At 69.3% G+C, this 19,445-nt stretch carries 18 protein-coding genes; 8 read left to right on the forward strand and 10 right to left on the reverse strand.

The genetic code is table 11. The features are described 5' to 3' along the window. Positions 1-147: 147 nt before the first annotated feature. Positions 148-918: an SDR family NAD(P)-dependent oxidoreductase gene (locus ABCR94_RS36800; protein ID WP_347125639.1), complete on the reverse strand. Its 771-nt coding sequence runs from the start codon at positions 916-918 to the stop codon at positions 148-150. A 107-nt stretch (positions 919-1,025) separates the two neighbouring features. Then, positions 1,026-1,730, reverse strand: a complete 705-nt coding sequence (locus tag ABCR94_RS36805) for an HAD family phosphatase (RefSeq protein ID WP_347125641.1) — start codon at positions 1,728-1,730, stop codon at positions 1,026-1,028. Between the two features lie 394 nt (positions 1,731-2,124). On the opposite strand from ABCR94_RS36805, the gene ABCR94_RS36810 reads away from it, so the two are divergent. After that, positions 2,125-3,108: a ScbA/BarX family gamma-butyrolactone biosynthesis protein gene (locus ABCR94_RS36810; RefSeq protein ID WP_347125642.1), complete on the forward strand. Its 984-nt coding sequence runs from the start codon at positions 2,125-2,127 to the stop codon at positions 3,106-3,108. Between the two features lie 116 nt (positions 3,109-3,224). Here ABCR94_RS36810 and alc read toward each other — a convergent pair whose 3' ends face one another. Together alc and allB are read right to left on the reverse strand one after the other, a co-directional pair. Next, the gene (gene alc, locus ABCR94_RS36815; RefSeq protein ID WP_521978655.1) at positions 3,225-4,358 is read right to left on the reverse strand and encodes an allantoicase; all 1,134 of its coding nucleotides are present in this window, start codon (positions 4,356-4,358) and stop codon (positions 3,225-3,227) included. 2 nt (positions 4,359-4,360) lie between these two features. Continuing rightward, a complete protein-coding gene (allB, locus tag ABCR94_RS36820) occupies positions 4,361-5,701 on the reverse strand; it encodes an allantoinase AllB (RefSeq protein ID WP_347125643.1) in 1,341 nt (446 codons plus the stop codon). Between the two features lie 314 nt (positions 5,702-6,015). On the opposite strand from allB, the gene ABCR94_RS36825 reads away from it, so the two are divergent. Continuing rightward, on the forward strand, positions 6,016-6,813 hold the full coding sequence (locus tag ABCR94_RS36825) for an IclR family transcriptional regulator (protein WP_347125644.1): 798 nt from the start codon (positions 6,016-6,018) through the stop codon (positions 6,811-6,813). A gap of 412 nt (positions 6,814-7,225) precedes the next feature. Here the strand turns inward: ABCR94_RS36825 and ABCR94_RS36830 are convergent, their stop codons facing one another. Together ABCR94_RS36830 and ABCR94_RS36835 are read right to left on the reverse strand one after the other, a co-directional pair. Next, positions 7,226-7,540: a DUF5955 family protein gene (locus ABCR94_RS36830; RefSeq protein WP_347125646.1), complete on the reverse strand. Its 315-nt coding sequence runs from the start codon at positions 7,538-7,540 to the stop codon at positions 7,226-7,228. A gap of 166 nt (positions 7,541-7,706) precedes the next feature. Further along, positions 7,707-9,563, reverse strand: coding sequence for a serine/threonine protein kinase (locus ABCR94_RS36835; RefSeq protein WP_347125647.1), 1,857 nt, complete (start codon positions 9,561-9,563; stop codon positions 7,707-7,709). A 93-nt stretch (positions 9,564-9,656) separates the two neighbouring features. On the opposite strand from ABCR94_RS36835, the gene ABCR94_RS36840 reads away from it, so the two are divergent. Both ABCR94_RS36840 and aceB read left to right on the forward strand, forming a co-directional pair. Continuing rightward, positions 9,657-10,271 (forward strand): nucleotidyltransferase family protein, encoded by a 615-nt coding sequence (locus ABCR94_RS36840; protein ID WP_347125649.1) that lies wholly within the window; start codon positions 9,657-9,659, stop codon positions 10,269-10,271. 224 nt (positions 10,272-10,495) lie between these two features. Further along, entirely contained in the window at positions 10,496-12,118 is a 1,623-nt protein-coding gene (gene aceB / locus ABCR94_RS36845) for a malate synthase A (RefSeq protein ID WP_347125651.1), read from the forward strand. Positions 12,119-12,179: 61 nt separating this feature from the next. Here the strand turns inward: aceB and ABCR94_RS36850 are convergent, their stop codons facing one another. Continuing rightward, complete coding sequence (locus tag ABCR94_RS36850) at positions 12,180-12,722, reverse strand: PIN domain-containing protein (RefSeq protein ID WP_347125653.1); 543 nt, start codon at positions 12,720-12,722, stop codon at positions 12,180-12,182. Then, positions 12,719-13,903, reverse strand: coding sequence for a helix-turn-helix domain-containing protein (locus ABCR94_RS36855; protein ID WP_347125654.1), 1,185 nt, complete (start codon positions 13,901-13,903; stop codon positions 12,719-12,721). Before ABCR94_RS36855 ends, ABCR94_RS36850 begins: the two co-directional genes overlap by 4 nt. A 307-nt stretch (positions 13,904-14,210) precedes the next feature. Between ABCR94_RS36855 and ABCR94_RS36860 the strand changes: the two genes are divergently transcribed. Then, positions 14,211-15,056 carry a helix-turn-helix domain-containing protein gene (locus ABCR94_RS36860; RefSeq protein ID WP_347125655.1) on the forward strand — a complete coding sequence of 282 codons (846 nt, stop codon included), beginning with the start codon at positions 14,211-14,213 and terminating at the stop codon, positions 15,054-15,056. Further along, positions 15,053-15,259, forward strand: coding sequence for a DUF397 domain-containing protein (locus ABCR94_RS36865; RefSeq protein ID WP_347125657.1), 207 nt, complete (start codon positions 15,053-15,055; stop codon positions 15,257-15,259). Before ABCR94_RS36860 ends, ABCR94_RS36865 begins: the two co-directional genes overlap by 4 nt. Before the next feature lie 95 nt (positions 15,260-15,354). Here the strand turns inward: ABCR94_RS36865 and ABCR94_RS36870 are convergent, their stop codons facing one another. Continuing rightward, positions 15,355-16,623, reverse strand: a complete 1,269-nt coding sequence (locus ABCR94_RS36870) for a PucR family transcriptional regulator (protein WP_347125659.1) — start codon at positions 16,621-16,623, stop codon at positions 15,355-15,357. A 31-nt stretch (positions 16,624-16,654) separates the two neighbouring features. Beyond that, positions 16,655-16,807, reverse strand: coding sequence for a hypothetical protein (locus tag ABCR94_RS36875; protein WP_347125661.1), 153 nt, complete (start codon positions 16,805-16,807; stop codon positions 16,655-16,657). Between the two features lie 177 nt (positions 16,808-16,984). On the opposite strand from ABCR94_RS36875, the gene pgfA reads away from it, so the two are divergent. Both pgfA and ABCR94_RS36885 read left to right on the forward strand, forming a co-directional pair. Continuing rightward, on the forward strand, positions 16,985-17,950 hold the full coding sequence (pgfA, locus tag ABCR94_RS36880; protein ID WP_347125663.1) for a cell envelope lipid trafficking protein PgfA: 966 nt from the start codon (positions 16,985-16,987) through the stop codon (positions 17,948-17,950). A gap of 250 nt (positions 17,951-18,200) precedes the next feature. Continuing rightward, positions 18,201-19,445, forward strand: a complete 1,245-nt coding sequence (locus ABCR94_RS36885) for a glycosyltransferase family 4 protein (protein WP_347125665.1) — start codon at positions 18,201-18,203, stop codon at positions 19,443-19,445.

Genomic DNA, 19,445 nt, shown 5'->3' on the forward strand with positions numbered 1-19,445 from the left:
CATCTCTCAGTGCCCATCGCGTGCGGGCTGACATACGCGTTCAATAGTGCACGCATATGGAGACAGTTTAAACCGCCGAGTATGTATGGAATCAAGATGGGACCTACAACGTTCCGCCACTCGCCCTGTCACACCCGACTGCTCCGGTCACACGATCATCAATCCGCCATCCACCGGCATGGTGACCCCGGTCACGAACGAGGCGCGGTCGCTGCACAGCCAGGCGGCGGCCTCCGCTATCTCGACGGGCTCCGCGGTGCGCGCCTGCGGGGTCGCCTGGTGCAGCACCTCCTCGATCCCGGGGTTCTGCGCGAACCACGCCCCCACCACCTCGGTGCGGGTGGTGCCGGGGGCGACCGCGTTGACCCGGATCCCCTGCGCCGCATACTCGGCGGCGGCGGCCTTGGTCAGGCCGATCACGGCGTGCTTCGACGCGACATAGGGAGCGGCAACCGGCGTCGCGAGGAGCCCGCCGACACTGCTGTTGTTGACGATCGCCCCGCCGCCCGAGGTCAGCATCGCGCCGATCTCGTCGCGCAGGCAGTTCCAGACGCCGCGCACGTTGACGTCCATGATCTGGTCGTACACACCGTCGTCCATCAGATGCAGGGGGGTCCGGCCCACCCCGTACCCGGCGTTGTTGAAGGCCACATCCAGCCGCCCGTACCGCTGCACCGCATGCGCGACCGCCCGTGCGGTGTCCTCGGCCCTGGTCACGTCGACCACCACGTACTCGGCCTCCGCCCCCGTCTCGCGTATCTCCTCGACCAGGGACTTGAGCCGGTCCTCCCGGCGTGCGGCCAGCACCACCCTGGCGCCTTCCCTGGCGAACACCCGGGCCGAGGCCTCCCCGATGCCGCTGCTCGCACCGGTGATCAGGGCGACCTTGCCCGGAAGCAGTCTGCTGTCGTTGCTCATGCGGCGTTCCCCTTTGCCTCTGTGATCTGGTTGGTGCCTGCGCCCTGGCCGGCGTCCGCGCCCTCGTTAAATACGGACGCGGGCCCCCTACTTGCTGCGGACGCCCCCTAAGGGGTGCCGGTGGCCCACACGGTGCCCGCGGCGGCCTCGGCGTCCACGGTGCGCAGCAGTTCCTCGTCGATGTCCGCCAGGCAATCCACGAGATGCCGCACCCCGGTCTTGCGCATCAGCTCGCCCTGGTGGCCATGCTCGAAGCCACTGGGGTGCCCGACGAAGGCGACGTCCAACTCCTTGGCGGCCTCGGCCACTCTGGCGACGTCGTCGATGAACACCACCTCGTCGAATCCGAGGCCGAAGACCTCCGTGGTGATCTCACGGACCCCCGGCCGGTAGTCGTTGGTGCAGACGTACCCCGGCCCGTCGAAGAGGTCGGCGTGCTCCCCCAGGTAACGGTCGAAGTGGCTCTTGTCGAGTCCTCCGTAACACACCGTCCGCAGGCCGAGCCCGCGCAGCCGGTGCAGCAGGGCCTCGCCTCCGTCGAGGACACGGATCGGATCGTGCGCGAGGTGTTCCTCGCGTTCCGCGAAGTAGGCGGCGAGGATCTCCTCCGGCGGCGAGGCGAGGCCGGCGGCGGCGCCCAGGGCCCTGGCCGCGGACAGCTGGGTCTGCGAGAAGATCTCGCGTTCCACGGCGGCGTCGTAGTGACCGCCGCGGCTGGTGATGAAGCGGTGGATGACGGGGCTGAACGTGTCGTTCAGGAGCACGCCGTCGATGTTCACGGCTGCGAGCCGTATCTGCTGGAGCTGCTGCACGAGGTCTCCACAGTCGTCTGGAGGGCCGGTCGGCGGGCTGCCACGGCGTTGCGCGCCCACTCCGGCCGACAGGGCGGACCACCAAAGCAAACCGGGCCGCCCGGATGTTATGACTTCTGGAACATACCTGAACCGGCTTGGATACGCACCTGCCCAATAGCGCCGACCAGCCTTAACCTCTGCCCTGAGCTGCGTAGTTAGCCGACACCCAGCACATCATCGACTGCTGCGGAATGAAAGCTTCCGGGCTCAAAACCGCCATCCCCCGCACACATTGCGCAACTTCAGTCGCAGAAACTGTTGTGAACCAAACCGAGAAGTACGTATCTTTCTTCCGGGCAGGACGCTTCGCTTCACGTGCTCAACCCGTCGAGTCTTCCAGGGGGAAGAAGCCATGACCCAGACGCTCGCTCCCACGCTTGGCACGAACGAGACCACAGTCGCCACCGGACACCACTTGGTTGGCTCAACGCCCGTTCTCACCACCACAGTTCCCCGTCAGTTCGTGCACCGCGCAGCCGTGGCGGAGGTCTTCCTCACCGGCTGGGCGCCAGTGGACGACAAAAGCTTCTCCGTAACCGCCCAATGGCCGCGGGCCCACAGCTTCTTCACCCCGATAAGCGGCCACTACGACCCGATGCTGGCCGCGGAAACGATTCGGCAGGTCGGCGCACTCCTGGCCCACACGGCATTCGAGGTGCCGCTCGACCACAAGTTCCTCATGTGGGACCTCAATTACACCGTTGCTCCCGAATACATCGCGCTGGGCAGCACCCCTGCCGATCTGGAACTGGACGTCGTCTGCAGTGAAATACGGCTGCGCGGCCGCAAGCTCGCCCGGCTGCGCTACGAAGCGGCGATCCGCCACAGGGGCCAGGTCATCGCCACCGGTGGCGCGAGCTACACCTGCACATCGGCCGAGGCCTACCGCCGGCTGCGCGCCGCCCATCTGGACGCCACGCCGGGCCCGGTGGACCTCGGAGCGCCGGTCCCGCCCCGGTCCGTCGGCCGCGCGCTCGCCTCGGACGTCGTCCTCAGCCCCGGCGACCGGCCCGACCGCTGGCAGCTGCGGGTCGACATCGACCACCCCATCCTCTTCGACCACCACAACGACCACGTTCCCGGCATGGTCCTGCTGGAGGCCGCGCGGCAGGCGGCGCAGACCCTCGAACCGGGTGGCAGTCCGACCTTGCCCGCGTCGATGAACAGCACCTTCCACCGGTACGCCGAGTTCGGCACCCCGTGTGTACTCCAGGCCGAGTCGCTGGCGAACTCGACGGACCCGGCGGACCCGGTCGCCGGTGTACGGGTCACCGCCCACCAGGGTGGCGAGCTGGTGTTCTCCTCCCTCGTGGTCAACGCCCCGCTGCCCGCCTGAGGCTGCCCGCGGCGACAGGGCACCCACACACCACGCGTGGTGCCCCCGGTTCGTACGAACCGGGGGCACCACGCGTCGTACCTGCGCCCGCGCACCCATGCGCCCGCGCCCGGCTGTCAGCCGCCCAACTCCCGGTGGCGGTCCGCCAGACGGGCCGCACCCTGCTCGGTCAGTGAGCCGAAGAGGCGCAGCCGGGAGATGCCACCGTCCGGGAAGATGTCGATGCGGACCTCGCTCGCCGTCGAGGCCGAGTCCAGGACGAAGCGGTGGTTCGTGTCGGGCTGCAGACGGGTCCGCGGCAGGATCTCGGTCCACCCATCGGACCCGGCGGAACCAGAGGCCGGCTCACCGTCGCGGACCGAAATGGCGGCCCAGCCCGCCGAGTTGCCCTTGAGGTACGCCGTGTCGATCTCGATCGCGCGGATCTCCGACTGCTCCACCAACTGGTAGCGGATCCAGTCGTTGCCCTTGTCCCGGCGGCGGCGGGTCTCCCAGCCGTCGTCCATCTTGTGGGAGCGGCCCGGCTGGACGGTGTTGGTCGGCGAGGAGTAGAAGCGGTCCGACGCGTCCTCGACCTGGCCGCCGTTCTCCAGGGCGGCCAGATCGAACGTACCCAGGACAGCCAGCCACGCCGGGTCGGGCACGACCTCGCCGTACACCCGCAGGCGCGCGATGCCGCCGTCCGGGTGCTGGTTGACGCGCAGGTGCGTGAAGCGCTGCTCCACGTCGACGGCGAAGCCGTTGGCCGCGTGCCCGCCAAGGGCCGTACGGGCAACGAGCGTTGTCCACTTCACGTCGGAGTCCGCGAGCTCCCCGGGCGACGGGGAGCCGGCGAGCGAGGCCGCCTCGACCGACACGGCCTGCGGGTAGTTGCCCCGGAAGTGGGCGGTGTCGACGACGATGCCACGGATCACGCCGGGCGCGCCCAGGCGTACGAGCGCCCAGTCGTGGTCCTCGTCCGTGGGGTGCGGCTGCACGGCCGAGACCCCGCGGCGGCGGCGGGTCTCCCAGCCGTCCATGATCTTGCCCTTGTGCCCGAAGTGCTCGGGGTCGAAGTGGGCGGGGCCGGAGCGCAGCATGTTCTCGCGCTCGGCGAAGAACTCGTCGTTGGCCGCGATCACACCCGCGCCGAGCCGCCGGTCGGCGAGGTCGGTGAGATGGGTGAAGGGGAAGTCGGCGGTGCGGTAGTCGGCGTACGGGTCGCCGCCCCCGTAGGGGTTCGCGTCGCCGGTGAACAGGGCTTTCACCACGGTCAGTTGTTCCTTTCGAGCAGAAGGCCGGTGGGCTCGGCGAGGACGCCGTTCTCCGCGATGAGTACGCCGCGCAGCCAGGTCGACTTCACGACGCCGTGCAGTGTCTTGCCCGCGTACGCCGTGACCTGGTTGCGGTGGAACAGCTCGGCGGGGTCCACCGTGAAGGTCTCCTCGGGTGCGAGCACCGCGAAGTCGGCGTCGCGGCCTGCCTCGATGGCGCCCTTCTGCCCCAGGCCCGCGAGGGCGGCCGGCGCGGTCGACATCCAGCGGACGACGTCCTCGACGGTGCGTCCCCGCTTGCGGGCCTCGGTCCAGATGGCGGGCAGACCCAGCTGGAGCGAGGAGATGCCGCCCCAGGCGGTGGCGAAGTCGGGGGTCTTGAGGTCCGTGGTGCACGGCGAGTGGTCGGAGACGATGCAGTCGATCGTCCCGTCGATGAGGCCGTCCCACAGCGCGTCCTGGTTGGCGGCCTCACGGATCGGCGGGCAGCACTTGAACTCCGTTGCCCCGTCCGGGACTTCCTCGGCCGTGAGGGTGAGGAAGTGCGGACAGGACTCGACCGTGACACGGACGCCCTCACGCTTGGCGGCGGCGATCAGCGGCAGCGCGTCCGAGGACGACAGGTGCAGGACGTGCACGCGGGCGCCGAGGCGCTTGGCGTGCGCGATCAGGCCCTCGATCGCGGTGTTCTCGGCGTCCCGGGGCCGGGAGGCCAGGAAGTCGGCGTACGCCGGGCCGGTCTTCTGCGGCGCGCTCTCCAGGTGGTGCGGGTCCTCGGCGTGCACGATCAGCAGGCCGCCGAAGCCGGAGATCTCCGCCATCGACTTGGCCAGTTGTTCCTGGTCGAGCTCGGGGAACTCCTCGACGCCCGAGGGCGACAGGAAACACTTGAAGCCGAAGACCCCGGCGTCGTACAGCGGTCGCAGGTCCGACACGTTGGACGGGATCGCGCCGCCCCAGAAGCCGACGTCGATGTGCGCCTTGCTGCGCGCCACCTCCTGCTTGGTGGCGAGGTGAGCGGGCGTCGTGGTCGGCGGGAGGGAGTTGAGCGGCATGTCGAGGAGCGTGGTGATGCCACCGGCCGCCGCGGCGCGCGTCGCGGTCCAGAAGCCCTCCCACGCGGTGCGTCCGGGGTCGTTCACATGGACGTGGGTGTCGACCAGGCCGGGGAGCAGTACGTCGTCCCCGAAGTCCTCCAGCCGGGCCCCGGCCGGCACCTCGGCGTCGTACGGCAGCACACCGACGATCTTCCCGGCGGACACGGCGACGGACGCGGCGCGTGATCCCTCCGGGGTGATGACGCGCGTCGAGCGCAGTACCAGTTCCACGGCGTCGGACACCCATTACCTCGCTTCAGCGAAACTCAACAAACTTCAACGAACTGTTGAATAAGTCTTCACTCCGGACCTGGGTCCGTCAAGACCCGTCCGTGGTGACGAGATCGCTTGGTCGATTCCACAAAGTGGAAGTAGAATTTCGCCTTACAGAAGGTAGCTATCCACAAGGCGCTTGCTCCGGGATCTCGGGAAGTGACGGCCGACACACGGACAAACGCCCTCTGACCGGCAAGGACCTCTTGACGCCGACCGTGTCGTCGGCGCGGCCCGACCGATAGGCTGCTGCCTTGCCCGCCCGCCTCGAAAGGACCGTTGACGTGCTGTCGTCCAACGCCACCACCGACGCTTCCAAGCCTGCCGCGCCCAGCGGTGGCGTGCAGTCCCTTGAGCGCGCCTTCGACCTGCTGGAGCGGATGGCAGACGCCGGCGGCGAGGTCGGACTGAGCGAGCTCTCCGCCAGCAGCGGCCTGCCGCTGCCCACGATCCACCGCCTGATGCGGACGCTGGTGGCCTGCGGTTACGTACGCCAGCAGTCGAACCGCCGCTACTCGCTCGGCCCGCGCCTGATCCGCCTCGGCGAGAGCGCGTCCCGGCTGCTCGGCACCTGGGCCCGCCCCTTCCTGGCGCGCCTGGTCGAGGAGACCGGCGAGACCGCGAACATGGCGCTGCTCGACGGCGACGAGATCGTTTACGTCGCACAGGTGCCGTCCAAGCACTCGATGCGGATGTTCACCGAGGTCGGGCGCCGGGTCCTGCCGCACTCCACAGGGGTCGGCAAGGCACTGCTCGCGCACACGCCGGCCGACGAGGTGCGGGCGCTGCTCGGGCGTACGGGGATGCCCGCCGCGACCGAGAAGACGATCACTACGCCCGAGGGCTTCCTGGAAGCGCTGGAGCATGTACGCCGGGTCGGTTACGCGGTGGACGACAACGAGCAGGAGATCGGGGTGCGGTGCCTGGCGGTCTCGGTCCCCAACTCCCCCACCGCTGCAGCGATTTCCATCTCTGGGCCGGCGGGGCGGGTCACGGAGTCCGCGACGGAAAGGATCGTCCCGATCCTCCAGGAGGTCGCCCAGGAGCTCTCGGTGGTCCTGACGAACGCGGGCCACAACTAGCTTCCGCTGCGCGGGGCTTGTCCCCCTACCCGCCCCTTCCCTGCTGTGACATGTGCGGCTGCCGCCGCGTGGGGGCTCCGCCCCAGCCCTTGGTCCTCAATCGCCGGGATCACCCTCAGTTTCATGGACCCCTCGGTGGCCCTCGACCGGTCGACGACGGCTCCGGTTTTGATCCGGTGGCGCCCCGGACGCGAAGCCGGCCGCCGCGACCGCGCGCACGCTCATTCGGCGCCAGCGCGGTAGAATGGACGCGGCTCTTCGGTCAGCCGCACGGCTGATTCGGCTTACGGGCGGCGACATGTTGCTGCCCTTCCCGACCCGGGTGCGCGCCTTCATGGCGCCCCGGGTCATCGGGCCCGTACACCCGCGCAGGACCACCCTCCTAGGACATTCCTGGCCGTGGCACGCCCGGCTAGCGCGGCGACGGCTCGCCGAAAATCTCGACGGCCCTGCGGACCTGGGTCATCGCCACTGCGAGCGCACTGACCGAGCCGACCGATCCGGCGATCACCAGCAGCGAACGGCGCAGCCGCCGGACCTCAGGCACTCCGCTGAGCGCCATCGCGTCCAGCGCGGCCAGTTCATCGTCGGCGATGGCGCGGTCGGACAACTCGGCCGGGTGCGCGGCCAGTTCACGGCGGAGCCGGGAGACGGCAGCGCGCAGCTCCGTCACCCGGGGGTCCTCGCCGCTACCGGTCACACGCCTCGGCTCCACGCTTTTCAACACAGTTCTCCCCCTCGCACACTGATGTGCAGGTCCCGCCGGTGGTTCACCCCCTCACAACGTGGGTCAGACGTCGCACAAGAGGGGCCAGGGCCAGTTAACGCCAATCGATGGGGTGTTCGCCACCTGGCCTCGGCCCCGGCCCGCCGCAGACCCCCTCGGCGCGCCCTCAGTTCGACGCGGCAGCAGCTGCCGCGGCGTTGCGCCAGACCGTCAGGTCCAGCGACATGTAGTCGCTGGGCGAGTCCTCGGGCGAGAACCCCTGGACGGTCACCAGGCCGATATGTCCCGTGCCGGTAGTCACACAGACCTGCCGCCCCTTGGACAGCTTGGTCGTATAGATCGACTCGGTGAACCGGGTCTCCGCGCGGCAGGCTTCAAGGGAACCCGGCTGTCCCGGATCGAGCAGCGCCAGGGTGCCGCCCTCGCTCTCCGAGTCGAGGTACCCCCCAGTGTCGTACGCGAGTTCGTACGCGCCGTCCTCGCCCGGCTGGGGCCGTACTACGTCGTCCGAGAACGTCAGGTGGTAACCGGCCGTGAGGTCGATGTCCTTGAAGTCGGCGGGCTCGGGGTCCGGCACCGGCGTCGGCGTCGGCTTCTCCTCGGAACCGGAACTGGCGCCTGCGTCGGGGGACTTGGCCGGGTCGGCCTCACCACCACCGCCGCCCTTCGGCGTCGGCTTCGCCTTCGGCGCCGGGTCTTCCTGCGCCTGGTTTCCCTTGTTGTTGTCCTTGAGCAGGACGTACGCCGTGCCGCCGCCCGCGATGCCGAAGATCAGGGCCGCCGCGAGCGCGATGGCGACCCCCTTGCCCTTGCGCTTGCCCTTCGCGGGCACCGGCGGGGTGGGCTGCGGAAGCTGGGTCGGGTACTGGTGCTGGGCCTGCTCCTGCGGGTGCTGGTACTGCTGCGGGTACGAGGGCTGGGGCTGCCCGGGGTACGTGGGCGGGGCCCCCAGCTGCGTCGGAGTGTGATGCAGCGGCGCCGGCGTCTGCGGCCCCGGCTGGTACGCGGGCGGCTGATGCGTCGGCGGCTGGTGTGTCGGCGCCGGGCCGTAGCCGGGCGGCGGGGTGGCCGGCTGGACCGGCTGCGTGGGTACGTATGCCGGCGGGGCGGGGGCCGCGTTGCGTCCGGTGATGTCGGCGGCGACGGCGCCGGGCAGCCAGTCCTCGGGGCGGCGCAGCACCGTTTCGGCGTTCGCGCTCTGGCACAGCGCGATCACCTCGGGCACGGTCGGCCTGGCCGCGGGGTCCTTCGCGAGGCAGCGCGTGACCAGCTCCCGCAACCGCTCCGGGACGCCGCTGATGTCGGGCTCCTCGTGCACGATCCGGTAGAGCACACCGTGCGAGGTGCCCTCGCCGAAGGCCGGGGTTCCGGTCGCCGCGTACACCGCTACCTGGCCGAGGGCGAAGATGTCGGTGGCCGCTGTGACCTTGCGCCCGGCGGCCTGCTCCGGCGCCATGAACGACGGCGTACCGATGGTGACACCGCTGCCGGTGAGCGACGTGGCGTCGGCGGCGTACGCGATGCCGAAGTCGATGACGCGCGGGCCGTCGGCGGCGAGCAGCACATTGGACGGCTTGAGGTCGCGGTGCACGATGCCCGCGCCGTGGATGACGTGCAGCGCCTCGGCCATGCCGGCGATGAGCAGCGCGACCGCTTCGACCGGCAGCGCGCCGTGCTCGGCGACCGCGTCGGCGAGCGAGGGGCCCGGCACGTACGCGGTGGCCAGCCAGGGCTCCGAGCCCTCGGTGTCGGCATCGATGACGGGAGCGGTGTACAGGCCCTGGACGCGCTGCGCGGACTTCACTTCCTGGGCGAAGCGGCGGCGGAACTCGGCGTCCTGGCTGAAGTCCGGCCGGATCACCTTGATCGCGATGGGGCGGCCACCGGGAGTGTACGAAAGGTACACCTTGCCCATACCGCCCGCGCCCAGTTTGGCGGCCAGTTGATACCCCGCCACGGTGCGCGGGTCGTCCCCCTCAAGCGGCTTGAAGACCTTGTCCCGACCTGGCTGCTGACCACTCATTGACCCACGTCCCCCACTGTGAACACCCTTACGCACGGACCTTATCCAAGGGCGTCCCCTCTTCGCGCCCCTCGATGGGGTAAGCAAGGACCCATGGGGCACAACGGAAGTGAAGGCGGGGTCGGAGGCGTCGCCGGACTGCTGCTCGCGGCGGGCGGCGGGCGGCGGCTCGGGGGCCGGCCGAAGGCACTGCTCGAACACCGCGGCCGGCCGCTGGTGGAGCACGCGGTGCGCGTCCTGCGCGAGGGCGGCTGCGGTCCAGTGCATGTGGTCCTGGGTGCGTCCGCGCCGGAGGTACGGGACCGGGCCGATCTGGCGGGCTGCGTACTGATCGACAATCCGCACTGGGACCAGGGCATGGGCTCATCGCTGCGCGCGGGGCTCGCGTCACTGGCCGGCACCGGGGCGCGGGCGGCGCTCGTCTCGCTGGTGGACCAGCCGGGGATCGGCGCGGCGGCAGTGGCCCGGGTGCTGGCGGCGTACCGCTCGCCCGACAGCCTCGTGGCGGCGGCGTACGACGGGAAGCGGGGGCATCCCGTACTCTTCGGCGCCCGCCACTGGGAGCCCGTGGCCGTGACCGCGGAGGGCGATCGGGGGGCACGCGCCTACCTGAAGGCGCACGAGGAGGCGATCACGCTCGTCGAGTGCGGGGATGTGGCCGAGGCGTACGACATCGACACACCCGAGGACCTCGGCCGCCTGGAGTGACCTGGATGGCACCCGGAGCCACTTCGCCACGACTTCTGTCGACCCGGAGAATCTCGACATCAACAAACCATTGAACTTCCGCCATGAGAAAACTACTATCCACTGGTCAGAAGCGCCCTGAACCCCAGACGGCGCCCGCGACCGTAACTCGGAGCCACGGCACCCCGTGCCGCATCGGCGACCCGGCGGCCGCCAGGCACCGCCCGCTGAAGGAGTGACAGCTCATGTCCGCACCAGCGCCGTCCCCGCTGGCCATCGTCGATGCCGAGCCCCTGCCGCGGCAGGACGAGGTACTCACCGACGCGGCTCTGGCCTTCGTGGCCGAGCTGCACCGGCTGTTCACGCCCCGCCGCGACGAGCTTCTCGTCCGCCGCGGTGAGCGTCGCAGTGAGATCGCCCGCACCTCAACTCTGGACTTCCTCCCGGGGACCGCACAGCTCCGTGAGGACGATTCCTGGAAGGTCGCACCGGCTCCGGCCGCGCTGAACGACCGCCGCGTGGAGATCACCGGACCGACCGACCGCAAGATGACCATCAACGCCCTGAACTCGGGCGCGAAGGTCTGGCTCGCCGACTTCGAGGACGCGTCCGCCCCCACGTGGGAAAACGTCGTCCTGGGCCAGCGCAATCTGATCGACGCCTACGCGCGCACCATCGACTTCACCGACGAGAAGTCCGGCAAGTCCTACGCCCTCAAGGCCGCCGACGAGCTGGCCACCGTGGTGATGCGCCCGCGCGGCTGGCACCTGGACGAGCGTCACCTGCAGGCCGACGGACGCCCCGTGCCCGGCGCACTGGTCGACTTCGGCCTGTACTTCTTCCACAACGCCAAGCGCCTCATCGAGCTCGGCAAGGGCCCGTACTTCTACCTGCCGAAGACCGAGTCGCACCTCGAAGCCCGCCTGTGGAACGAGATCTTCGTCTTCGCCCAGGACTACGTCGGCATCCCGCAGGGCACCGTCCGCGCGACCGTCCTCATCGAGACGATCACAGCCGCGTACGAGATGGAGGAGATCCTCTACGAGCTGCGCGACCACGCGGCCGGGCTGAACGCGGGCCGCTGGGACTACCTCTTCTCCATCGTGAAGAACTTCCGTGACGGTGGCGCCAAGTTCGTGCTGCCGGACCGCAACGCGGTAACGATGACGGCCCCGTTCATGCGGGCGTACACCGAACTCCTTGTACGTACGTGCCACAAGCGCGGCGCGCACGCCATCGGCGGCATGGCGGCCTTCATCCCCTCGCGCCGCGACGCCGAGGTCAACAAGGTCGCCTTCGAGAAGGTCAAGGCCGACAAGGACCGCGAGGCCGCCGACGGCTTCGACGGTTCCTGGGTCGCACACCCGGACCTGGTGCCGATCGCGATGGCCTCCTTCGACGCGGTGCTCGGCGAGAAGCCGAACCAGAAGGACCGGCTGCGCGAGGACGTGTCGGTGACGGCCGGCGAGCTGATCGCCATCGACTCGCTGCACGCGAGCCCCACGTACCAGGGCCTGGTCGGCGCGGTGCAGGTCGGCATCCGCTACATCGAGGCGTGGCTGCGCGGCATGGGCGCGGTCGCCATCTTCAACCTGATGGAGGACGCCGCCACGGCGGAGATCTCCCGCTCCCAGATCTGGCAGTGGATCAACGCGGGCGTCATCTTCGAGGACGGCCAGAAGGCCACCCCGGAGCTGGCCCGCAAGGTCGCCGCCGAGGACCTGGCGGCGATCCGCAAGGAGATCGGCGAGGAGGCCTTCACGGCCGGCAAGTGGCAGCAGGCCCACGACCTGCTGCTGACGGTGTCCCTGGACGAGGACTACGTGGACTTCCTGACGTTGCCGGCGTACGAGCAGCTGCGGGGCTGATCCCGCCACGCGTCACGACGCCCCCGGTACCGACTTGGTACCGGGGGCGTCGTGCGGCGGCTTATTGCTGCAGGTCCGAGGGGCGCAGGGACACCCGGTGCAGATGACGGCCTGCGGCCACCATCGCCCTCAGCAACCCGTGTCCATCCTCAGAAGTGACAAGCCCATCGACCACGGCCTCGTTCATGAGGTCGTACGTCTCCTTGGTCGTGATGCCCCTGCGGCGTGCGTACGTACCGGCGGATCGGTCATCGGTGATCCACACCGAGTCCCGCAACTCGTGGCGCATCGTGATGAGTACGCACGTCTCCGCCTCGCCGAGGTGCTTCAGCGGCTCCGACGGCACACCACCGAACACCGCCCTGCGGGCGCGGTCGACCTCAGCCAGCTCACGGGAGTCCGTGATCTCGATCGGCTCTCCGAGCCAACCGGCCTCCGATATCCCGCACAGGCCGGGGTGGTAGAGGCTCGACTGTTCCGCTTCGTAAGCCACAGCCTGTGTCCAGCGGCCTCGTCCGTCGAGCACCTTTTCCAGCAGCGGGAGGCGGTCGACCGCCGCGAAATTGCACAGGACCGTATTGTCCGGAAACCAGCAGAGCCTCATGGAGTGAAGACCGGGTCCTTCGCCTCGACGTCGGAGACCCGAGCATCGGCCGCTCCCTTGGGCTCTGGCTCAAGTACGTTGTGCAGCCAGTCCACATCCACATCAAGCAGGGATGCGAGCGGCCGCAGCGTGGTCTCTCCTGCCTGGTAACCGCTGAACAGTTGCCCTGCGACCCGTGCGGGGAACTGCGGGACCCGTGACCATGCTTGTTGCCGCTGGAACTCGGGGGCTGCCTCTGCCTGCAAGTGACACGTCTCCGCAGTGAGCACGCGAAAACGGTCCCGACCGGCCCTGTCGATCAGACCCAGTTGCCCCAACCGCACTGCCAATGCGCTCGGCGACACCTTGAATGTGACGACGAGACGGGCGAAGCCGTCCCCGCCGAGTTGCCCGTCGGGGGCAACAGCCTGACGGAATCGCTCCTCGACCTCCGGAGCCGGCATCAGCAGACTCGCAGCGAAGGCATTCGCCCGGACCTCCGTGACGTCCTTCACCCTGCCCGGCAGGATCCGTCTCTCGATCACCAGGTCATGCGCGTCCTTGGCGAGGATGTGCCCGAGTTCGTGCGCCAGGGTGAACCGCTGCCTCGTCCAGACATTGCTCGGGCTGATGAGGATGAGCCGGAAGGAGTCCGTCTGCCAGGTGACGCCATTCACTCCGTCCGGCAACGGCGTGATCGCGACGTCCACGCCGTACGCCTTGACGCATGCCGCAATCAGCGCATCGGACTCCCGCCCTGCTGCCCACTCCCCGGTGGCCTCAAGGGCATGGGCCGCGTCGTTCGCAAGCTGTCGGCCCTGGTCGATGTGCAGGGCCAGTTCCGTACGAACCTCTGGCAGAGCGGGCAGCTTCGGCAGCCGGTCCAGTAGCTCCAGCACCTCGTAGGCAGTGGTGAAGCGCTGGGCGACCTGGTTCACCTTGTCCCGCTCGGGCACGGTCTCATCGATGGTTCTCGCGGCGAACGACGGCTGGTTCGGTGCACGCCCGGTGAGCAGCCAGTCGACCGTAGTGCTCCCCGCTTCGGCGATCAGCGCCAGATCGAGGGAGGTGAAGCGTCGCACTCCGGTGAGGCTCTTTGAGAGTTTGTCGGGTGTGAGCCGCACTCTTTCCGCGAAGACAGCCTGGCTCACTGAGGCTGCTTCCATGACCCTGCGTACACGGTCGCTCACAGACTCGTCCATTCATTTACCGTACGCATTCGTTGCGAAAATCGCAACATGCGGATGGGCGGGTTTCGCGTGCGCCGTCGGATCGTCGGGAGCGTGAGGTGCAGGGGGGGCGACCCGTGTGGGGGAATTGCTCGGTTCATGGGGGAAACGCTGGTGGTGCGTGCGTAGCGTTGACCAGGAGGGGCGCGGTGACGGATAGGGGCTGTACACGTCGGGGGCGGCGTTGTACGCGGCTCGAAGCGTGACCGGCCCCGGGGTGCGGGCAGTTGGTCACGTGGTGCGGTGTGTCGGCAGGGCGGTACGGGAGGTGCGGGGAGTCGTGGACGATCAGCGGCAGCCGGAGGGCGAGAACGAGCGCGAGTACGAGGTGGGATCGGGCATCCTGCACCTCTTCGGACGGCAGTTGAAGCTGTGCCGGATGCGGGCGGGGGTGGAGCGGCCGGAGCTGGGGGCGAAGACCGGCTATTCGGCGTCGACCATCGCCTCGTTCGAGCAAGGGCGCCGGATTCCGCCGCCGAGCTTCATCGACCGGGCGGACGAGGTCCTGGACGCGGGCGGGGTACTGATGGCGAGCAAGGGGGACGTCGCGCGGGCGCAGTACCCGGCGTTCTTCCGGGACGCGGCGCGGCTGGAGGCGCAGGCGGTGGCTCTGCACGTGTACGCCACGAAGGCCGTGCCCGGACTGCTGCAGTCGGAAGAGTACGCACGTGCGGTGTTCGCGATGTGGCGGCCCCTACTCGCGGACGACACCATTGGGCAACGCGTTGCGGCACGGATGGCACGCCAGGAGATCTTCTCGCGCGCACCATTGCCCACCATCAGCTTCGTCATTGAAGAGTTCGTGCTGCGCCGCCCGCTGGGAGGCAGTGCGGTGATGAGAGGGCAGCTGGAGCAGCTCCTACTGCTCGGACATCATCGCAACGTCGAAATCCAGGTGATGCCGATCGTGCGCGAAGAGCATGCTGGCCTGGAAGGCCCCTTCACCTTGATCGAGACGAAGGAAGGGCAGAGGATCGCGTACGTGGAGGCGTACAAGGACAGCCGCCTCTACACGGATCGGGCGTCGGTTCGGGAGCTTGAGGAGCAGTACGGCATCCTCCGCGCCCAGGCGCTGACTCCGCGCGAATCGCTGGCCTTTGTCGAGAAGTTGCTGGGAGAAGCATGAACGTCAAAGAGCTCAGGCAGGCTGCGCCCGAGTCTGCCTGGTTCAAGAGCAGTTACAGCACCGGCTCAGGCGGCGAGTGCGTCGAGGTCGCGACCTGCGCCGACACGGTCCACGTGCGCGACTCGAAGGACAAATCGGGACCCTCCCTTTCCCTGAACCCAAACGGCTGGTCCGCCTTCGTGGAGTTCGCCGCGCAAGGCTGACCGACACCACCGACGGCGCCCCGCCACCGGAAGCGGTCCGGGGGCAGGGCGCCTTCTTGTACGCGTCTGTACGTGCCCCCGGTCGCCATCGGCGCTCAGCGGATCGGCTCGGACAGCTCGCCGCGCAACCGCTGGGCCCGCAGCACGAGTTCGAGTTCGAAGCGGCGGTCCGGGTCGTCGACCTCGTCGCCCCACAGCTCGCGAATCTGCCGCATGCGGTAGCGCACGGTCTGCGGGTGTACGCCGAGCCTGGCCGCCACCTCGGGGGCGCCGCCGCGAGTCTCCAGCCAGGCGAGCAGCGTCTCCGAGAGCCGGCGGCCCTGGGTGGGGCCGCAGTCGGCGAGCGGGGCCAGGCAGCGGCGCGTCAGGTCCTCTATGAGTTCCTCGGGCGGCAGCAGGACCAGCGCCTCGGTGTGCTCGGTGCAGTCGAGCAGCTCTCCGGACGGCAGTAGCTTGCGTTCCATCAGGCGTACCGTGGCGGTCGCCCAGCGCAGCGACTTCGCGGCCTCGGCGAGCGGCACCGTGGGGCCGATCGCGCCCGACCAGCCCTTCATCGCCCGGCGCAGCAGCTCGGTCCGGCCTGCCGATCCTGGGTCGGGGACGACCATCAGGGGCTGTTCGCTCTCCATGTCGAGCAGCACCCCCTGCCCCACGGCCGGCGCCACGCACTCGCGGGCCGGGCGCAGCAGCACGGCGACGGCCACCCGCTCCGGCAGGGCCCAGCCGATCCGGGCGGCGTGCTCGGTGAGGGAGTGGGTGGGGTCGGTGCGGTGCTCGGCCAGGAGTACCTGGGTGAACTTCCGCTGGAGGCGCAGGCGTTCACCGGCCTGGCGGGCGGCGGCCTCGGCGTAGCCGCGTACCGACTGGTCCACCAGGCCGTCCAGATAGGCGAAGCCGGACTCGGCGAGTTCGTACATCGCGGGCGGCGGGATGCGGACCTGCTGGCCGATCTCGGCGAGTCTGCGCCAGGCCAGCCGGACGCCGAGCCGGTAGTAGGCCTGGAGGGAGTCCAGGGACCTGCCGTGCAGGCCTTCGCCGCGGCCGAACTCCTGGAACACCTCCAGGTGGACGGGTGGGCGGCTCCGGTCCTGCACCACGAGGTGCTGCACGAAGTCTTCGAGGGCGCGGCGGATGCCGACGAGAGCCGTCAGCTCGCCGGATTCGTCGAGGATGAGCGGCACCCGCGGGTACTCACGGCGGATGCCGTCGAGGATCTCCTGGGCGAGGGCGGGCACTTCGTCCATGGCGCGGTCGGTGAACTGCCTCAGCTGGAGTCGTGGCACGTCCTCCCAGGCCGACCCCGTTGAGCGGGCCGGACCTCCCGACCGGGCCAATCCTGCTGATCCTGCGGGGCGTTCAGCCATGCATCGTTCCCCGTCCACTCGTGCGCTCGGGTCACTTCCGTGGCGTCGCAGTCTCATAGCTGATCAGCGGCACATTGGGCTGGTCCGGGGTGACGTTCAACAGGGCGACGACACCGAGGGCCGCCCCCACGGCAAGAGCGGCGGCCACCACTGTGGTCAACGCTGCGGCTAGAAATCTGGGCATGGTCGGATCAGCCTCTCTGACGCTGTAACCCCACCGGTGCCGCCGGCCCCGTCCGGCAATGGCTCAGTGTCAACAATGCATTGACAGTCCGTCAAGGGGCCGCCTACGGTTCCCGCCCCATAAGCATGTGCACGTATCCGCCGACCCGCCCCCGCTGGCCCGCACTGGAGTGCCCGTATGCGTCGCACCGCTTCTCCCCTGTCGCTGATCCTGTTGGGCATCGGCGTCTTTCTGCTGGTCCTGGCACCAATGCTGGCCTATTACGTCGAGCCGCGCGCCAAGCGCACCCCGATCGACATCGACGCCACCACCGTGTTCACCGGCACGGGCAGCTACTTCGACACCACGAAGATCAAAACCGTCGACGACGAGAAACTCACCATCACCCGGCAGGTCCGGGGCGATGTGGCCGACAGTGAGAAGAGCGGCCGGGCCGTCTGGGACGTCTCCACCTCCGTCGACACCCCGAAGTCGCTGCCCGCGGCCGACACCCACGACTCCCTGCAGTGGACCCTGGAGCGGTGGGTCACCGACCGCCGCACCAATGAGCCGGTGCACTGCTGCGACGAGAAACCCGCCTTCGACGGCGAGGCGTACCTCAAGTTCCCCTTCGACGTACAGAAACGCTCCTATCGCTGGTGGGACAACACGCTCGGCTCAACGATCCGGCTCCGCTTCGACGGTACGCAGAAGATCCAGGGGCACGTCGGCTACCGCTTCACCGCCACCGTGAAGCCGGTGAAGACCGGCACCAGGCTGGTGCCCGGACGGCTCGTCGGGGTGCCCGAGCGCAGCCAGGTACTCGCCGAGGAGTGGTACGCCAACCACGGCGTCGAGCTGGTCGCCGATCAGCGCACCGGGCGCATCATCAACGCCGCCATCGGGCCGCGCAAGACACTGCGCGCGCCGGGCAAGAAGCGGGACGCTGTGGTGCTGCTCGACAGCGAGCGGCTGGAGTTCACCCCGGCCACGCAGCGCGCGCAGGTGGCGCTGGCCTCGGACGACGGCGACCGGCTGAAGCTGGTGGGCGAGACGCTGCCGATGGGCGGTGGCTTGGCGGGCGTGCTGCTGGCCGCTTCGGGTGCGGTGCTCGTCGTACGGGGCCGTCCGCGCCCAACTACGCAGCAAATCATCACGATGTGAGGACTCATCAGTTGCTGATGGGCCCGAAATTGTCATCAAGGTGAGTAGCCGCATCCAACGGTGTGGCGAAAACTGACCTCCCCACCCCCGCACGGCCCCGCCCCGGTACAGGTCGACCCCGAGAACAGCCCAGGCAACAGATCCCGAGCAGCACCAGAGCAGTTCAGCAGTCCCGTACAGCCCCAGCAGGTGTTCAGCAGTCCCGTACAGCCCCACCCGGTTCCGCACCCCGAAACGAGTTGGAGCTCGCATGCCCCAGCACGTACCCCCCACTCTGTACGACGCGCAACCCCACAGAGTCCAGGACCTTCAGCAGAGCCCGGAGCCGGCGACACACCCACGTCGGATCGTCTTTCTCTCCCGCCGCGACCTCGGCAACCCGGCGGCCGGCGGGTCGGAGATCCTCGTCGACCGGCTCGCCGACGGCCTCACCGCCCTCGGGCACCAGGTGACGCTGTTGTGCGGGGGGCCGGCTGCGTACCGCGACTACCGGGTCGTCTCCGCGGGCGGCGACCTCGGCCACTTCCTCAAGGCACCCAGCGCCTTCGCCCGCCAGATCGGCGACTGCGATCTGCTCGTCGAGGTCTGCAACGGGCTGCCGTACCTCACCCCGCTCTGGCACCGCGGCCCGACCCTGTGCCTGGTCAACCATGTGCACACCGAGCTGTGGGGCATGCGCTTCCCCGGTCCGGCGGCCGGCCTCGGTCGCCGACTCGAGCACTGGGCGCTGTCCGGCGCGCAGCGCAACAATCTGCTGGTGGCCGTCTCCGCGTCGACGGCCGGTGCGCTCAGCGCGCTCGGGGTGGACCGCGAGCGGATCCGCGTCGTGCACAACGGCGTCGAGAGTCCGGGCACCCGGCTGCCGCGCTCCGGCGAGCCGCTCTTCCTGGCGATGGGGCGGCTCGTCGAGTACAAGCGCATCGATCTGCTGCTGCGGCTGTGGGAGCGGGTGCGGCCGGTCACCGGCGGAAAGCTGGTGATCGTCGGGGACGGGCCCGAGCGGCAGCGCCTCGAAGCACTCGCGGGCCCCGATGTGATCTTCAAGGGTCGGATCTCGGAGGCGGAGAAACATCAACTACTTTGCGCATCTTGGCTATTGCTCCACCCGTCGGCGGTCGAGGGGTGGGGTCTGGTCGTCACCGAAGCGGCCACCCGGTCCACCCCGGCGATCGGCTTCGACGTACCGGGCCTGCGCGACTCCATCGAGGACGGCGTGACCGGCGTGCTCGCCCGCGGTGAGAGCTCATTCGCCGCCGCGTGGTGCACGCTCACCCTCAGCGCCGAGCGGCGTGAAGCGATGGGGGCCGCCGCGGCGGTGCGGGCCGAGCGGTATCTGTGGAGCAGTACGGTGCACCAGTTCCGGGCGGTGGCCGCCGAAGCGGCGGGTGCGACCGCCCCAGCAGGTGTGACAGCAGACGTAACAGCGAACGTGACAGCGGGTGTGGCCGAAGTGGCTGCCCCGGCCGTGCGAGCCGCCGCATCGCGGCGGGGGTGA

It is taken from the genome of Streptomyces changchenzhani (assembly GCF_039766235.1).
In the GTDB taxonomy this organism is placed as follows: domain Bacteria; phylum Actinomycetota; class Actinomycetes; order Streptomycetales; family Streptomycetaceae; genus Streptomyces.

Coding starts and splice junctions, on each gene's coding strand:
- ABCR94_RS36800 (WP_347125639.1), bottom strand. CDS start 918: ATGAGCAACGACAGCAGACTGCTTCCGGGCAAGGTCGCCCTGATCACC.
- ABCR94_RS36810 (WP_347125642.1), top strand. CDS start 2,125: ATGACCCAGACGCTCGCTCCCACGCTTGGCACGAACGAGACCACAGTC.
- ABCR94_RS36835 (WP_347125647.1), bottom strand. CDS start 9,563: ATGAGTGGTCAGCAGCCAGGTCGGGACAAGGTCTTCAAGCCGCTTGAG.
- ABCR94_RS36840 (WP_347125649.1), top strand. CDS start 9,657: ATGGGGCACAACGGAAGTGAAGGCGGGGTCGGAGGCGTCGCCGGACTG.
- aceB (WP_347125651.1), top strand. CDS start 10,496: ATGTCCGCACCAGCGCCGTCCCCGCTGGCCATCGTCGATGCCGAGCCC.
- ABCR94_RS36850 (WP_347125653.1), bottom strand. CDS start 12,722: ATGAGGCTCTGCTGGTTTCCGGACAATACGGTCCTGTGCAATTTCGCG.
- ABCR94_RS36855 (WP_347125654.1), bottom strand. CDS start 13,903: ATGGACGAGTCTGTGAGCGACCGTGTACGCAGGGTCATGGAAGCAGCC.
- ABCR94_RS36865 (WP_347125657.1), top strand. CDS start 15,053: ATGAACGTCAAAGAGCTCAGGCAGGCTGCGCCCGAGTCTGCCTGGTTC.
- ABCR94_RS36870 (WP_347125659.1), bottom strand. CDS start 16,623: ATGGCTGAACGCCCCGCAGGATCAGCAGGATTGGCCCGGTCGGGAGGT.
- ABCR94_RS36875 (WP_347125661.1), bottom strand. CDS start 16,807: ATGCCCAGATTTCTAGCCGCAGCGTTGACCACAGTGGTGGCCGCCGCT.
- pgfA (WP_347125663.1), top strand. CDS start 16,985: ATGCGTCGCACCGCTTCTCCCCTGTCGCTGATCCTGTTGGGCATCGGC.
- ABCR94_RS36885 (WP_347125665.1), top strand. CDS start 18,201: ATGCCCCAGCACGTACCCCCCACTCTGTACGACGCGCAACCCCACAGA.